Raw genomic sequence first — 16446 nt, forward strand, 5'->3', positions numbered from 1 at the left:
CGAAAAATTCAGGGTGGTTGGCGGATGTGGCGCAAGCCGTTGAAATGACGTAGGATTTGGTTGCTAAAGCCGATCCGAATCATTTCCCGGAGACCACACCCGCCAACCACCTTGAATTTTTCGGGTTAGGTAGCAAACGCCACTACATCCCTGGAACGCCGTTCGAAGGTAAACCTGAAGAAGGACCAATTTAGTTGCTGCCTTAGGGGCCGTTCGAAGTACCCGGATTCTGCTCTACCCGGGAATGACCACAGCATTGAGGCCGGCAGCGCTATCTTTCGGGATCCGAAAGATAAGGCTTCGGATTGTTTGCGGGCGTGGCGCGAGCCAGCGGCCAATCAACTCTCCAAGCGATGGCGGACAAAGACGGCAGGGACCATGATGACGTCGGGTGTCACCGTCGCCGACGGGACTACCACCGGCACCATCCTCAATCAGCGCAGAGCTGTCCGTGCTTTCCTGAAGAGCTACAAACACATCGACCTTGTCGTGTGCGAGCCGACAGGCGGCCATGAAAGCCTGCTGCTCGAAGAGTGCCTGCGCGCCGGCATTGCCTGCCATCGCGCCGACACGCTCAAGGTCAAGAGCTACATCCGCTCCTTCGGCACGCACGGCAAGAGCGATGCCATCGATGCCGCGATGTTGAGAGCCTACGGCCGTGAACGCTGGGCAAAACTGTCCCTTTGGCAAGCTCCGGACCCCGACGAGACCCGCTTGCGCGCCCTGGTTCGCCGCCGCCAGGAACTCATTGCCATCAAAATCGCAGAGAAGAATCGTGCCAAGGCACCTGGCGGCCGCAAGCTCGCGACCTCTTTCGAGGCCGTGGTCAAAGTCGTCGAGCGCCAGCTCCAAATCATCGATGTCGAGATCCGCGAACTGATCGCCAACAGCAGCGCCCTTAAGCATCGAGCCGCCATCTGCACAGCCATGGACAGTCTCGGCCCGATCGTGGCGGCTAAGCTCTTGGCTATCCTGCCCGAACTCGGCTCCATGACACGCCGTAAAGCTGCAGCCCTTGCTGGCCTTGCACCACACCCAAACGACAGCGGACAAAAGCAAGGCTACCGAAAAATCCGCGGCGGACGCCCTGATGTCAGAACCGCGCTGTTTATGCCGGCCCTGCGCGCCGCAGCTGGAAAGGGCGAATTCGCCCCCTTCTACAAACGCCTCGTCACCAACGGCAAAAAGCCAATGCTGGCAATCGCTGCCGTCATGCGAAAGATCATCGTTACCCTAAATGCAAGACTAAGGGACGCCGCCATTTCTCAGAGTTGATGACGCTTACTGACCGGGCCATGCATGCCGGCCTCGCTCGTGACCATCATGTCGCATCAGTGGGGCATCTCGCCTGACGCACCAGAGGCGCCACTGAATGATGTCTCAATGTCGAGGCTCCAACAAACAGAAGCTGTCGTCATTGAACGAAACTGTCGCTTATCGAACGGACGAACCATATTCGAGACGTTTGCTTTCGTTCTCAGCCCTGACCCTCAAGGCAAAAAAGAAGCAAGCGCTATCCAAGGTCCGCCGGCAAACTTGAGTGTCAGCGCGCAGCTACGTTGTCAGGATGGCACGTCACTTGCACGGTCAAATCTAGAAACCGTGACGGTCTGCTCACAACCAGCGGAGAAAACAACATGAAATAACAGCCTATTGCGCAAGTATATGGCTTCGATTCATCACATTTTTTCTTGAACCACCATCGTGACAGGTGGGGAACACGGCGAAAAGCGCAGCTCGATCCGCACCGTTATCGATCCTGGGATCGTGGGACAGGGAAGGATTCGTGTTCGACGTCCTTCCCTTTTTAATCTTTGAACGGAGATCAAGAATGAACATTAGGAGCCTTCTCCTCGGCTCGGTTGGGGCCATGATCGCCGTTTCCGACGCTCGCGCCGACGCCATCGTCGTCGCCGAGCCAGAGGTCGCTGAATACATCAAGATCTGCGACGTCTACGGCTCGGGCTACTTCTACATCCCCGGCACCGAGACCTGCCTGCGCACCGGCGGCTATGTCCGTTACGACATCGGCCTCGGCGATGTCGGATCCTATGACCACGCAAGAACCTCGGCCGTCGGGGCCGGCGAGGATCAGGGCACATGGCAAAACAACACGCGCTTCACATTCCAAACTTGGACCGGCCAGGAGACCGAACTCGGCACGTTGAAGACCTATACCGAAACCCGCATGAACTTCGGTAACCACAACCCTTCGGGTCCGGACAATCCTCATGATCATGCCTTCAACGGAGGCATCACCTTGACTTACGCCTGGATTCAGCTCGGTGGCCTCCGAGTTGGCAAGGACTGGTCGGCCTTCGACATGTTTATTGGCTGCGCGGGCGACGTGTTCGATCAGATGCTTGTTCCGTACGGCGCCTTCGATACCAATGTGGTTCAGTACTATTTTGACGCGGGCAATGGCTTTTCGGCCGTGATTTCCCTCGAAGAAGGCTCGGACGCGGTCGGCACCATCGACGGCTACGTTCCGCACGTAGTCGGCGGCGTGAAAAACACACAACACTGGGGCGCGATCACCGGCGTTGTCGCTTACGATAGCAACTACGACTCTGTGGCCAGCAAGGTCCGTGTCGACGTCAATGTCACCCACGAACTGTCGCTTTTCGGAATGTTCGGCTACGGCTCCAATGGCAAGCTCAACGATGACTCCACTAACGCAAGCGACGCTCATGGTCGCGGCTTCTACAAACATTGGGGCGGCAACTGGGCATTCTGGGCTGGCGCCAAATACAAATACAACGAGACAACTTCGTTCAACGTTCAGCTCTCGGGCGACCAACTCAAGAACTATGGTTTCGCTACGAACGTCGCCTATACGGTCGTTCCAGGTTTCACGATCACAGCCGAAGTCGACTTTGACCACTACGGCGACTTCCCCCTTGCGATGGTCGACCCTTCCAACGTGAACTGGACTAACGCCGACAAAAAGAACAGCGTCGGCGGCATCCTCCGTTTCGAACGCTCATTCTGACGGGATTGACCTTGCATCGCGGTGGCAATTGAGCGGACCAATCCCGCAACACTCTAAGAGAACAACGCATGGAAGCGCGGCGAGACTGGAAGCCTCGACCTCAGGCCGCTCCATGTTCGAGATCTGGTCCTCGACGATTGTGCAGGCCACATTCATCGCTCGGACGTTCATAGCCAGGGCACGCGTGAGCTTGTTTCGGTCGTGCAAGGAAGCATCAAGGTCCCCGTCGGCTCAGAGACAATGACATTGCACGCAGGCAAAGCTGCGGCATCGTTGCCAATCTAGCCGCACTCCTATGCCGCGGACGATTAGCCTATTTCGTTTCGCTGGCAGTGCTCAAACTCGGAGACTCGTCCAGGATGATCGGCACCGGGTTGCCATGAGCGACTGCCCAGACAAAGTGGCGCCGAGCGCCTTGACGGGATGGGCGTTCAAACCGTCGATCCGGGCTTTGGTCGCGCGGTGACCGTCGATCACGGTGACCATTTCCGCAATCGCGCGACAGCGGTGTCAGAAGGCACTCGACGTGACCCATCGTGCCCATCGTTCCACACTGACAGGCGCGTTCGGCAGCCTACGCTTCCATTCCCAGGGCAGTAGTTCGTGCAGACGCGAGGCGGGAAGATCGGCTATGCGGGCCAGGACGTCGGCAAGCCAGGCTTTCGGGTCGACGTCGTTGAGGCCTGCCGTGGTGATGAGGGTGTTCGAGCGCATCAAGCAGCATGGACAGCGCCTGCATCTGCAACGCGATGCCGAACGGCAACCTGGTTGTAGAATCCCCATGGCCTCGGGTGAGCAGCCCACACCGGATCGCAGACTGTTCTCTTCGAGCGTTCGTGAGACGCTTTGCAGACGGCGAGGATTGTCAGCTTCTCGACAGCTTGCCCGAGTAGTTTTGAGCCTCCGGTGACCTATAAACGTGAGACCAGCTTGGACCTACCTAACTTCAATCCAACGGATCCGGCTTGGCGGGAGACGTTCGACGCCATGCAACGGCAGCAGGCGGCACACGCCGGGCACAATGGCTTTGAGCAGCACTTGCTGCGCGAGGCGCGCCGAGCCGATGCCGCGCCCGTCGCAGGGGTCCATGCGCCTCGGGACCGCTGTTATCCTCGTCTGTCTGATAAAGACCGGAGCCTCATCGACGCGGCGGTCAAAGCCGGGGTTGCGCGCCGGGATCTGAAAGGGCAAACGGCCAAGAGTTATGCAGCGACCCTTCGCAGATTAGCGGATGATCTCGGGTCGCAAGGCAAGACGCTTTCTGCGCTCGATCACCAATCCTTGATTGCTTACGCTAAAAGTTTCTTTGCCCATGACGGGACAATGGTGGCCGCGTTGACGGTGCTTCGTAAGCACCGCGATCCCAGCGCTCCTGCTGGCGGACGTCTGCGCAATGAACCCCCTGTGGAAGACAAGAACCTCATCGAGGGGGCTGTAAAGGCGGCGGCGGCGCGCCGGGGATGGCTACCGAGCACGGCCCGGCAGTGTGATAGGACTCTTCGCAGATTGGCGAAATCTCTCGGCCCTGGCCAAACGATTACTGCACTCGATCACAATTCCTTGGTCGCACATGTCAAGTCATTCGGGGACCGGGATAAGGAGGCAATGAGAGCCGCGCTGACGGTGCTTCGTGAATATCGTGAGCCCGGTACTTTAGCTGATCGCAGGCCTCCCCATAATGGTCCCTCCATGGAAGGCGGGCGCCTCATCGATGATGTGGCTCGTGTCGGCGGACGCCCAGAGACGACACCCGCCACCGGGTTGAATATCATTCGTGATTGCCGCAGCAGCATCTGGAAGGGTCCTTTCGGGGCGGACGGCTCTCGGCAGGCGGAGGAACAGGCCGTCCAGTCGCCAGTGCTGTCTGTCAATCCAGAGGAGCTTCGGCGACTGTTGGACGATCAACCCGACCGCTCGCGGTCAAGTTTCAATTCAGCGGAGCTTTGGGAGGGGGTGGATCAAGCTGGTCAGCTGCCAGCCGACAGTTGGGGCACGGCGAACTTTTGGCAAGGTGTGCCCTCACCTCCCTATTCGCCGGCAGGCGCTGTTGATCAGCCAAGCCCAGCCCTCCCCTCGCCGGGGCTGGCTGTCAATCCAGAGGAGGTTCTGCGAGGGGCGGATCAGCCGGAGCAGTTGAGACCAGCGAAGAGGCAGAGGACGCTGAGCAATCCCCAAGGGGATGCCATTGAGCGGCAACTGAGCGCGATCGGCAATTCAGGCGGTCGCGTGCTGCAGGCCCCCATCCATCAACTGGCTTCGTCGTCAAGGGAAGCGCAGCCCATAATGCAGGGGAGCGGGCAAGATTACATACCAGCGCCGCACGCCGGAGGTGGTGGGGCGATCTTAGGCGCCTCGGCGCTGCAGCCGGATCGTTCAACAACGGTTTGCGTAGGTGGCGACAAGCGTCCTCTTTATTCCGAAGATGCGTCCCTCATGGAGGGTCTCAGGGCGGCACTCATCGCCCGTGGGGCCAAGGACGGCACCGTCACGCTCCATGTGAATTGTCTTCTCAACTTCAGTCGTTGGCTCGTTGAAAACGACAAGCAGGGCATTGCTCCTCGGCTTCACGACAAGTCGCTGGACGACGACGTCAAGGAGCTCGAAAGAAACGGGGGGTCGTCGTCCATCGTTCCGGCTCTCAAGTATCTGAAGACATACCAGGCGGGCGCACCCGCGCCAACGATAGGACGTACTGTCCCGACTCCTTATCCCGACGACGCGGCCCTCATCAAAGAGTACAAATCAGCAGCGCCTGCGAGCGGGCTCAGTCCATATACCGCCATGAACTACGCAAGTGCCCTTAGCAGTTTCGGTCACTACCTGCGTCAAAACAACATGCCGGGCATTGCTGCTCGGCTTCATGACAAGTCGCTGGATGAAGATGTCAATCGCTATCCCAGTACCGACAAACGGGCCAGAATCGCACTGGCTCACCTTCGCAAGTCACTGCCGCGCAGCGAAGCGTTGGAACCTGAGCGCCAGATTGCCCCCGTGCCGCGCGCTGCCGGATCTCCAGTGGCCCTCCCCGGGGAAGGTTACGATCAGGATCAACTTTGGGAGATGCTGGAAGAAGCTGGCCCACCGTCTTCCCTCGCGCCAACCGCGCGCCATTCCCAGGCCCCGGATTTCGGAGAGGCCGTTCGTCACTTGAACTGGCGCCACGCCCACCAGCGCGCGCCAGACGAGTTGATCGCTGCGCTGGACAGGAGCAACCTCATGCCGAACCAGGAGGTTCAACTGACCAGCTTTTTGATTGATGGCGAGCGCTACACGGCGGGTTGGTTGCCGCTAGGGGGTAGGCCGAGAACCCCACTCAATCCGCGAGGCGTTGCCATTCGCCTCAGATATCGACCGGAAGCCGCTCCGCTGCCCAACTCGCGGCCGGGGAATCCCACCTGGCCACAGCTGTTCGACCGGACGATGGAACCACCCAGGGCGGTTTCCGCAAGGGCTGAGGGGGCGGCAGGACTGAATGACGTTCAGCTCGTCCATCACGCTGAAGTTGGACCGATGAGTGAAGCTGCGTCAGCGGCAACGCCGAGGGCTCCGTCGGACATCTACGGCGGCCTTGACTCTCTGGTTCATTTGCCGGTCACTCCGCAGGAGCTGCGGGATGATGCCCACTATGCGCCGGGGTTTCCGCGCCTACCATCCGACGTTCAGCTACAGCTCGTCCATCACGCCGAAGTCGGGCCGATGAGTGAAGCTGCGTCAGCGGCCACGCCGAGGGCTCAGTCGGACATCTACGGCGGCCTTGACTCTCTGGTTCATTTGCCGGTCACTCCGCAGGAGCTGCGGGATGATGCTCACTATGCGCCGGGGCTCCCGCGCCTACCATCCGACGTTCAGCTCGTCCATCACGCCGAAGTCGGGCCGATGAGTGAAGCTGCGCCCGCGGCCACGCCGAGGGCTCCGTCGGACATCTACGGCGGCCTTGACTCTCTGGTTCATTTGCCGGTCACTCCGCAGGAGCTGCGGGATGATGCCCACTATGCGCCGGGGCTCCCGCCCCTACCATCCGACGGTCAGCCCGTCCATCACGCCGAAGTTGGACCGATGAGTGAAGCTGCGTCAGCGGCAACGCCGAGGGCTCAGTCGGACATCTACGGCGGCCTTGACTCTCTGGTTCATTTGCCGGTCACTCCGCAGGAGCTGCGGGATGACGCTCATTATGCGCCGGGGCTCCCGCGCCCACCATCCGACGTTCAGCTCGTCCATGGGCCGATGAGTGAAGCTGCGTCAGCGGCAACGCCGAGGGCTCAGTCGGACATCTACGGCGGCCTTGACTCTCTGGTTCATTTGCCGGTCACTCCGCAGGAGCTGCGGGATGACGCTCACTATGCGCCGGGGCTCCCGCGCCCACCGTCCGACGCTCAGGTCGGAGCTTTGCATCCGACAGCCTCGCTCCACGATGGCGGCGGGCTGGAGCTCGGCGCCAGTGAGTGGCTGGCCGACAAGCATATCTTGGCGGATTACGCGCTCCTGGCACAGGATCTGCAGAGGGACAATCCTGATCTCGCCGCGCGGACGCGGCTCGTGGATCCCCTCGTAGCCCTTTATCATCTGCGCTTGGGCGCCGAGATCCTCGCGCTACGCGCATTCCAGCGCATAGTCCATGATCAGAGGGGTAACGATACAGCTGACTTCCTGTTTATGCCAGTAAGCAATGCCCAAGCTGATCGCCCCGGCGACCACTGGTCGCTGTTGCTCGTCGACCGCCGTGTGCGGGAAAGCCCTGTCGCCTATCACTACGACTCCGCCCGCGGGTACAATGACCAGCCCGCAGCAGAGTTCGCAGCAAGGCTGGGCGCTCGCCTCGAACCAGCCCGCATGGCCCAGCAGCCGAACAGTTATGATTGCGGCGTCTTTATGGTCGACGGCACGCGGGCTCTGGTTAGACGATTGGCGCAAGGATACCAGCCAGCCGTGCTGCACCTCGACAATCTCGTCGCCGACCGGCAGGCACTCCAGTACCGACTCAGGGGCTGACGTCGGTTTCTGCCCATATATATGGCCGGAAGAAGCGACCAGTTGTCGAAAGCCGACGGGGTCAGACATGCTGGCACGGCCGATGGCCGCAGGCATCTCTGGGAGATCGCGGCGTAGTCGTCTTATGTCGAATTGGGTGAACGGCACCAAAGGCCCAAGCTGTGGGATATTTGACAATGTCCGACATGGGACACGCCACCCAGAGTTAACCCATTGTTCCAGAATAATAGTTTTGATTGGCGTGAGACTTGCTGATCGACAGTCGCTCTCGCGCGAACCAAGGGTCCGTGATGCTCCAGCGGAAGGGTCAAGCTCTGCCCCCGTTATTCAAAACAAACTGGAGTGCCAAAAATGGCCGTGCCGATTCAGCAATTGACGAATCACGTCGATGACAGTGTTGGGCCAAAATACCAGCCGCCTTGGGAATTCCTGCCCACCGACACGAATACAGGCGTGGGAGGGAAGTACATCTACATCGGTTATATTCTTGGCGACAGCAATCCTGTGACATCGATCAACTTCGTTGCATACAATGAACAGCAATCGAATCCGCCTTCTGGTTGGCAATGGACGGGCCAAGACCTCAAACAAGGAGCAGGCGGGAAGTACATTTACATGGTCTGGAAAATCGGCGAAACAGGCAATAAGCCTATCACGGCCCTCCAACTGCTTGTAACCAATCAGTCCACTCCGCCAGCCATCACTGGATATACGTCAATCAATCAAGACCTGAATCAAGGCGCTGGCGGGCCTTACATTTGGCCGTATTACAGCACGACAATCTCGATGCAAAAGAAGGTAGAAGCCATCCTTACAAAGACATAGACGAGCTGCGATCGGGCGCGGATCCGAACTACTTGTAATCCTCCTCAAAGAATACAACGCACGCAAAAAGCGTCGTGCAGGTCCGCCCCCGCCGTGGTGGAGGCGTTGAACGTCTCGATGACCGCAGCCTCCCCTGTTTCGTGAACGGCGAACCTGTGCCGCGTTTCCTCGCAGACGGGACCAGGCATCCGTGGCCACCTACATCGGGATGTCAAGAATGCACCAAGCCGTCACCCGACAACTTTTTTTAATGACAATCCCTTTCGGCGGGGTCATTTTCGCGTGTCGGCGGGTTTCCTCGTCGCCGCCCTCTGTGTCGTTCAAGATCTCAGCCCGCGGGAGGCCCAGATGATCGATCGTCCCAACCTTGACCCAGCCCTCTATCCGAGTGATTTGCAAAGCCTCAAGTCGGTTTTCGACCAGCTTTGCCAAGAGAGCCATATCCAGCCAGGGTCACCGGAAGCCGAGAACATTGCCTCTGAGCTGGTTCGACTTTTCCAGGACGGAATTAGCGACGAGACCTGCCTGCTCAGCGCAGCTCGGACGCGGCATCAGGATTTGCGGCGGGCGGGCTGACCTTCCCCACAGTCTCGCGCTTAGTGATAGGTCCAAAACGGCTCGTCGCGCGACGGCAAACTGTCGGTGATCTTCGGGAATTCAGGCGCCGGGAAGAGCGCGACTATCGACGCCCCACACTATGTGCTTCGGACGCGCGGCGACGAGTTAACCGTGCAGTCTGCATCTGTTCCCAGCCGACCGCGCGGCAGGGATTGAGTAGCGGCGAATTTAACGCTAGCGCCTACATTTCTCCGGTATTTCGGCGATGCATTGCTCGAGACGTGCCAGGCGGAACTTAGCATTGCGAAGCTCATGTCCGGCTTCGAAACGTCGATGGCGTCCCTGAGGTGTGGTTGCGATGAGGTCGCGCTCCAGTTCGGCAATGCGCGCACGCACCTGCCGGGCGTCGTCCTGACGCAACGCCTTGATCCATCCATGCCCGCGCATCGGTCTTCAGACAAAGAGGCTCTTCGGGAAGAAGGTCGGCACCGCGTGGGAGGAAGCCCCAGGAAGCCCTTGGACTTGACGTCGCGCCGGCCCCGATGGGCGGCAGTACCAAAGCGCAGGGACAAGCGCCCTCCCCTCCTCAGCCGCAGCCGGTCTTGCGCGGTCGAGATTAAGCCCTCAGGAAATCCCTGTACATCTCCGCCAATTAGTCGAGGACCGAGGATCGACGCCATACGGCAACCGTTTCAGGTTTGCGCGACGCCTTTGTCACCGCGCTCGGCCGCCGTCTCATCAAAGGACCAAAGCTGCGTCAGGAAATAGCCGAAAACGTCGGGCCGCGCGAGGCGGATCAGCAATCGTACCACCACCCATTGGGAGCTTGTGGGAGCTTGCTGATCAAGCGATCGGGTACTGCAAGTCCGGGCGCTACAATAAACTTCCCGTTCGAATGAAGTATTTTCTCTGCAACGCGACGGTCTGCGCGGTAAAAATTCATCGGGGTGACACAAATCCATGCATAAGATGCATTTGCTTGGGGGGACGTGAGCATGGCGACACCGAGGACCTTACTCGACATTCTGGATCGCGTGACCGCTCCCGAAATTGCGGAGCCGGAATCGCTGAGCCCTACGACGCTTCAGCATTATCAACGCGTCCGCACGATTTTCGAGGACGACAACGTCGTCGGCGCCGGCATCGCGCGGAAGGTGACGGACGGCGAACGCAGGGATGACCTCGGGATCGTCTTTTATGTCCGGCAGAAGCTGGCAATGAGCGACCTGCGCCCCGATCAGATCCTCCCGCCGGTCATGGCGGCGGCGAACGGCCGGGCGATCTACACCGACATCGTGGAAATCGGCGACATCGTTCCACAGGAGAATGCTAAGCAATCGCCATTGCAGAGTGGTTTCAGCGTAGGGCACAAGGATGTGACAGCAGGGACGCTTGGGGCGATCGTGCGCAAGGAACGCAAGCTGTTTCTGCTGAGCAACTCGCACGTTCTGGCCAAGTCGGGACTGGCGGCCGCCGGAGATCCGATCCTCTATCCGGGACCTGCTGATGGCGGGGCGGAGCCAGCCGATATCATCGCGACGTTGAGCGCCTTTTCGCCCTTCACGGTTGGCGATAGCTTCACGAATACCGTTGATGCCGCACTAGCAGAGATAGATCCCGACCATCTGGCGGACATCGACAACGAAATCTGGGGCGCTGCGACGCCGCTGAAGGTGGCCACACCCATGCGCGACATGGCGGTCAAGAAGCGCGGCCGCACGACCGGGGATACGCAATCGGTCGTACGCGACGTCGATTTCCGGGTGCTCGTTCGCTATGAAGGCGTCGGTGTCGTCGGCTTCATTGGCCAGGTCCTGTGCGACACTTATACCGGCGGCGGCGATTCCGGCGCGCTAGTCGTTGCGGCAGACACAGGCGCTATCGTCGGCCTGCATTTCGCGGGATCGCCCAAGGGCAGCGTCTTCACGCCCATCCGTACCGTGCTGGACGCCCTGAAATTCGCATTCTGACGGAGGCATCGTGGCGACGCTCGACGAGGCCAACAGCGCACGACAAAGGCACGCCGATGGTCTTGCAAAAATCGGCGCGCATGCGGTCGGAGTCGAAAAAGGCGAGCCATACGGCCGGTCGGGTTGGGTGGTGGTCGCCTACACGCAGCCCGGCGCGGCGGTGAAGCTGCCTGAATCGCTGACGATCAATCACCAGGGAAACGACGTCGACGTGCCGCTCGTCGTCCAGAAGGCCGAACCGTTCGAACCGCAATAGCCGCAAAAGGGGAATTCATGCCGACCTATGTTCTGAAGACCCGCATCCCGACGCTCGCCACCGCACAGGCCGTCGGCACTCAACCGACCATCGCGATCGCGGTCCCCGAAATGGTCGGCCGCAGCTGTCACCTCGAGGGTTACCAGGCGCGCGATGTTCCAGCCTTCGACCTCAGCGAGCAAATCATCGCCTACGCCTCGCCGGACTCGACCTTCGCGGTGACGAAGCGACTGATCGACGCCGCGAAGGAATCGATCCTCGTCGGCATCTACGATTTTACGGCATCCTACATGGAGGACCTGCTTCTTGCCGCGATGGCCCGCAAGGTGAAGGTCTCGCTGATGCTCGACATCGACAGTAGGACCGAGAGCGACATTTTCGACCGCCTGGTGCAGATGGGCGCGCGCGGCGTCTCGGCCCCCTCCTGTGCCAATCCCACCGTCCATGTGTTCAGTTCCTCGCACGAGAAGGTGATCGTAATCGACAACGAATGGGTCCTGGTCCAAAGCGGAAACTACAGCGTCAACAGCATTCCGATGAACGTCGAGGATGGTGCCTCCGGCGGGGTCTTCCGTCCGGGAAACCGCGATACGGGCCTTGCCATCAGATCGAGAGAGCTTAGCGGTTTCTTTGCCGGCATTCTGGAAGCCGACATGGCCCTTGTCGATGCCGTACCTGAGATGCTGCGCCGTCCGGTCGAGGACGAGTTTTTCCTGGTCGAGCGCGCGCCGGCACGCAAACCCGAGCAGCTCTTTACAAGCGAAACCTTCGACCTCGACGCGCCGCTCACAATCCAACCGGTGCTGAGTCCCGACAACTACATGGACGTCGTGCCCGGTCTGATTGCGAAGGCCCGCAAATCCGTCCTCATCGAACAGCAGTATATCAGATCCTCCCAGCCGCTGGTCGCCAGGCTGCTTGCCGCAATCGCCGAGGCGCGCAACGCGGCGCCCGAACTCGACGTCCGAATCGTGCTCGGGAAGCTGTTTAGCAAGAGCGACGTCGCGAAGGAGAAGAAGAACCTCGAAAACCTCGCCGCCAACTACGGTCTGAACATCGCCGAAAACATCCGCTACATCAACACCGACGAGTTCGTGCACTGCCACAACAAGATGGTGATCGTCGACGGCGACAGTATTCTCATCAGCTCGCAGAACTGGTCAGACGCCGCAGTCTCCAGAAACCGCGAAGCAGGTGTCTGGCTGACCCATCCGGGCATCGCCGCATATTTTACCAAGATATTCGAGAACGACTGGGCGAGTGCTTTCCAGACCCTACCTGAAGTCGACGCCCCCGAGGTCATGACGCCCGAGGCGCTGGGCGCCGGCGGCTATATCCGCGTCGATCGCGGCGACTACGAGGAAGTCTGATCCCTCGCTCGAATCGGCTCCCCGAAATCTTCCGAGGCCCCAAGGTGGATAGAGCCGCCACCTTGCGGCGGCGCGCGCTCATGTGAGACCGCCGATCTCCTGTATTTGCACCGCTGAGCCTCCAGTCGTTCGCCATCGCGGAACGCTTGGCGGATCATAACGCCCCGCCATGCCCCACATCCAACCCTCGAAGGCCATCTGACCTTCGCGCTCAAGTACGAGGGGCTCGACCTTGCCGCCCTCAAGCGACTGTTCCAAGTGACAGGTCCCGCGGCGCTGAGCGCCGTGACCCGCTCCCGTGTCCAGCGATTGCCGTGGCCGGTCACCAGGCCGTTCCGGTTGAGGATGCCGGCAATAAGGTCATCATTGGCGATGAGAACCAGTTGCCGGACGGCGGCCAAGATGTCGGCCGAAGTGCTGTTGCGCTGTCCGCGCCGCCTCCTCGGCAGGCACGGTTCGGTGTGGACGCCGCCAATCCAATGGATCAAGAGAACGATCTCTGAGGCTTCTTCATCGATATCGGCGACCACCTCGTGGATGACGGTGCGCACGATGCGCTTCTTGAGCCTCGCGTCGGTCGTCGGCGCCGACCAGACAGCCTTGAGATCGGCGGAATGGCAACGGTCGCCCCGCGCAACGTGGGAATCCGCGGATCGTGGTCGCGCCCATGGACCATGTCGGATCGGCGCGTTCGACCGAAGTGCGGTCGGCGGCATTTCTTCCGGACAGTCGGGCGTGTAGTATGTTGTCGAGCCCGCGCGAGGGGCGAAACCCGGCGATCAACGGATCCGACCCACGAACGATCTTCGGTCGATTGACGACTGTGGTTACGAGCGCTGGTCCGTTCTCGGTACTTGCGCCCAGCACCACGATCTGCCGCTGACGTGTCTCTCGGGCAAGTTCGTCGAGACAGTGAGCGACGCCTGCGCGGGCAGCCATGTCGTAACCATCCTTCGCCGACGAGGTGTATTCGGTTGGCAGCGGGACGACATCCGTTCAGACCAGCAAGCCGCTATTAAAGCGGTGCTCGGCTGCGGGGTTTGCCGGAGCGAAATTGCGAAGCCAATCGCGCAACCTCTTGTAATCGTCGGCGATGATGGTTCTTCTTGCGCTCTCCCAGATTCTGACAATCCGCGATGGCGGCGCGGGTTCGATAAGCGACCGGATGGTCCGGACCCGTCGGCGTCCTGCATGCTGCCAATATGTAAGAAACTCGCTTTGGAAGTCGCCATTCCGTTCGCCACGGATCAGGGCCTCAGGCAAACAAGCGGGATGTGGATCGCGCCAATTGCAGACGTTATGAGTGACAACATGGCGAATGGCTGGAGTGGCCGAAAAGCTGACTGGCAGCTTGCGGTTGCCGAGAAAGGAGAGCGGAACTCAGGGTTCTACGAGCCATCCGCACATAAAAAACCAATCGCTTTCGCACCGCTTCTGGCGACATCGGCTCAGGATAGACGGTTCAGCAACCGCCTGGCGGGGGCTTTTCGCTGACGGGCAAAGGCGATCTGGACAGGCACGGACGTAGAGAGCCACCGAAACAATCCCTGCAGCACGGTTGAAAGCGCTCGCTCAGGCGGCAGAAGTGTATGTCCAGCACGCCTTCGGGCGGCGGCTCGAACTCACGCCTATAGTGCCAGCAAACGTCCCGCACTTCGTGCTTGACCGCTACATGTTGTGGGAAGGGTTGCTGGACGGTCGAACTTTGATTCTCATGGCTATTCGCGAACCCCGGCAAGGCCCTACTACGGATTATCTCAAGCACCGCGATCTGGTCCGCCGCCAACTTGGCGTCGATCTCATTCTGCTGCTACTTGACCATGTGCCGAACGCCATCCGACGCCAGATGGTGGAGCGGCAGATCGGCTTCATCGCGCCGGGTGCGCAGCTTTATGTCCCGGAAGCCTTGCTAGACCTGCGCGAGCGCGCGCCGACGGCCGCGATCCCTCCCTCTGACCAGATCAGCCCTACCACGCAATTGGTGCTCCTCGCGGTCCTGCAGGGTGTCGCCCTTGAGGATGAACACCTCACCGACCTTGCCGAGCGACTGCATGTGTCGATCATGAGCATAAGCCGAACACTAGATGAGCTTGAGGCACTCCAACTTGCAAAGGCTCGCCATGTCGGCCGACAACGGCGTCTTCACATGCTCCTAGGTGGTCACGAACTATGGGAGGCAATCCAAGAGCGATTGCAGTCCCCAGTGCGCAAGGTTCGCCTTGTTAGCGGCCGGATAGAAAACCATATCGCACCGCTCGCCGGCGAGAGCGCGCTTGCCCACTACACCATGCTGCCGGCCCCTCGGGTCGAGACGCGCGCCATTCTGTCGATGCATTGGATGCGCCTCAAGGAGAGGCTCGCACTCAGCCCAGCCGCGGCGTTCGATGACGACCGAATAGAAATTCAGACCTGGACCTACGACCCGCAGATCCTCGCGCGGGACAATGTCATAGATCGGCTGTCCCTGTATCTCAGTGTTCGGGGGAGCCCGGACGAACGTGTTGCGCAAGCGGCGGAACAATTATTGGAGACGTTTGAATGGTGACCGGGGTAGACCGCTTCCGCGCGCATTTCGCGGGCCAAGAACATCAATATGTGCTGATCGGTGGTGCCGCCTGCGAGCTTATCATGAACGAGGTCGGCCTAGACTTCCGTGCCACCAAGGATCTTGACATCGTTCTAATCGTCGAGGCGCTGGACGCTGCCTTCGCGGAGCGCTTCTGGGCCTTTGTCGAGCAGGGCACCTGAAACCAAAATGACATTGGAGCCCTGCGAACATTCGCGCTTGGCTGTGTCGACCGTTTCGACGAGTAGGACCGAGTTCCCGGCAGGATGTGTTTTCGTGACTTTTCGACATTCTCCTGACGACGAGCAAATTGCGTACCAAAGAAAAATCGTTTCAGAACATGGCCCGGGGCGAACCAGCCATGTCGATGTCCGACAAAATCATACAATGCCACGCGACATTTACTCGCGCCCGGAATGCCAGAATGGAAAGCCATCCAATTCGCGAGAATAGCGATGCGATATCCTTTCCAATACGCGAACTGGGGAAGATTCAAAAACGGCGCTTCTGGGAGCGTTGATCCGGCAGAGTGGCAAGGAGATGCCCTACGGCACCAGGTACACCTTTTAGGCGCGCACATCGAAGCATTCCTGCAAGCCACGTTGCGGGCCGGTTCAATTGCCGAGTCCTAGGCAAAAATTCCGGCATTGGCGCTGTCTCCACATGCCCTGTCGGGTTTGTCGCGCCTGCTACATAGTGGCATAGTGGCGTTTGGCCCAATTTCGTCCGCGCTCTGGCTTAACTATCTGATCTTAATATCAAAACTTACCCAGGGCTATTTTTGCGAAGGTGGTACGATTTTTGATGCGCTCGTCGTGCGTCAACAAGTCGGATCCGCGTCGTTATAGCTAAACCGATGCCGGGCATCCCGCAGACGGCGGCGGAGCAGGTAGAGAACATTTCGCTTTGAGAACACGCGA

At 59.8% G+C, this 16446-nt stretch carries 13 protein-coding genes and 2 pseudogenes; 13 read left to right on the forward strand and 2 right to left on the reverse strand.

What is annotated here, in order from left to right; translation table 11 throughout:
• The first annotated feature begins 378 nt into the window (after positions 1–378).
• Both ABID19_RS32555 and ABID19_RS32560 read left to right on the forward strand, forming a co-directional pair.
• Complete coding sequence (locus tag ABID19_RS32555) at positions 379–1275, forward strand: transposase (RefSeq protein ID WP_354494700.1); 897 nt, start codon at positions 379–381, stop codon at positions 1273–1275.
• Between the two features lie 556 nt (positions 1276–1831).
• On the forward strand, positions 1832–2992 hold the full coding sequence (locus tag ABID19_RS32560; RefSeq protein WP_263806812.1) for a porin: 1161 nt from the start codon (positions 1832–1834) through the stop codon (positions 2990–2992).
• Between the two features lie 510 nt (positions 2993–3502).
• On the opposite strand, the pseudogene ABID19_RS32565 reads toward ABID19_RS32560, so the two are convergent.
• Positions 3503–3694 (reverse strand): annotated as a pseudogene (locus tag ABID19_RS32565) (transposase domain-containing protein); the annotation flags it as partial.
• Between the two features lie 144 nt (positions 3695–3838).
• Between ABID19_RS32565 and ABID19_RS32570 the strand changes: the two are divergent.
• The 3 genes from ABID19_RS32570 (at position 3839) to ABID19_RS32580 (ending at position 9382) form a co-directional block, all read left to right on the forward strand.
• On the forward strand, positions 3839–7981 hold the full coding sequence (locus ABID19_RS32570; RefSeq protein WP_263806784.1) for a Ulp1 family isopeptidase: 4143 nt from the start codon (positions 3839–3841) through the stop codon (positions 7979–7981).
• A 351-nt stretch (positions 7982–8332) separates the two neighbouring features.
• On the forward strand, positions 8333–8806 hold the full coding sequence (locus tag ABID19_RS32575) for a hypothetical protein (RefSeq protein WP_006205731.1): 474 nt from the start codon (positions 8333–8335) through the stop codon (positions 8804–8806).
• Positions 8807–9154: 348 nt separating this feature from the next.
• Entirely contained in the window at positions 9155–9382 is a 228-nt protein-coding gene (locus ABID19_RS32580) for a hypothetical protein (RefSeq protein WP_081482278.1), read from the forward strand.
• A 216-nt stretch (positions 9383–9598) separates the two neighbouring features.
• Here the strand turns inward: ABID19_RS32580 and ABID19_RS32585 are convergent, their stop codons facing one another.
• Positions 9599–9784, reverse strand: a complete 186-nt coding sequence (locus tag ABID19_RS32585) for a hypothetical protein (protein WP_354494703.1) — start codon at positions 9782–9784, stop codon at positions 9599–9601.
• A gap of 284 nt (positions 9785–10068) precedes the next feature.
• On the opposite strand from ABID19_RS32585, the pseudogene ABID19_RS34415 reads away from it, so the two are divergent.
• From ABID19_RS34415 to ABID19_RS32620, 8 genes and pseudogenes are all read left to right on the forward strand, one after another.
• A pseudogene (locus tag ABID19_RS34415) lies at positions 10069–10155 on the forward strand (CopG family transcriptional regulator); the annotation flags it as partial.
• 426 nt (positions 10156–10581) lie between these two features.
• A complete protein-coding gene (locus tag ABID19_RS32590) occupies positions 10582–11334 on the forward strand; it encodes a chymotrypsin family serine protease (RefSeq protein WP_354494705.1) in 753 nt (250 codons plus the stop codon).
• Positions 11335–11344: 10 nt separating this feature from the next.
• Positions 11345–11590: a hypothetical protein gene (locus ABID19_RS32595; protein ID WP_263806782.1), complete on the forward strand. Its 246-nt coding sequence runs from the start codon at positions 11345–11347 to the stop codon at positions 11588–11590.
• A 17-nt stretch (positions 11591–11607) separates the two neighbouring features.
• Positions 11608–12960, forward strand: a complete 1353-nt coding sequence (locus ABID19_RS32600; protein WP_263791495.1) for a phospholipase D-like domain-containing protein — start codon at positions 11608–11610, stop codon at positions 12958–12960.
• 314 nt (positions 12961–13274) lie between these two features.
• Positions 13275–13463 (forward strand): hypothetical protein, encoded by a 189-nt coding sequence (locus ABID19_RS32605; RefSeq protein ID WP_263806781.1) that lies wholly within the window; start codon positions 13275–13277, stop codon positions 13461–13463.
• 715 nt (positions 13464–14178) lie between these two features.
• Positions 14179–14454, forward strand: coding sequence for a hypothetical protein (locus ABID19_RS32610; protein ID WP_354494707.1), 276 nt, complete (start codon positions 14179–14181; stop codon positions 14452–14454).
• Positions 14455–14518: 64 nt separating this feature from the next.
• A complete protein-coding gene (locus ABID19_RS32615; RefSeq protein ID WP_263806780.1) occupies positions 14519–15505 on the forward strand; it encodes a helix-turn-helix domain-containing protein in 987 nt (328 codons plus the stop codon).
• The gene (locus tag ABID19_RS32620; protein ID WP_263806779.1) at positions 15499–15708 is read left to right on the forward strand and encodes a hypothetical protein; all 210 of its coding nucleotides are present in this window, start codon (positions 15499–15501) and stop codon (positions 15706–15708) included. The genes ABID19_RS32615 and ABID19_RS32620 overlap by 7 nt, the downstream gene beginning before the upstream one ends.
• Positions 15709–16446 lie beyond the last annotated feature (738 nt).

Source organism: Mesorhizobium robiniae (assembly GCF_040545535.1).
GTDB classification, from domain to species: Bacteria; Pseudomonadota; Alphaproteobacteria; order Rhizobiales; family Rhizobiaceae; genus Mesorhizobium; species Mesorhizobium robiniae.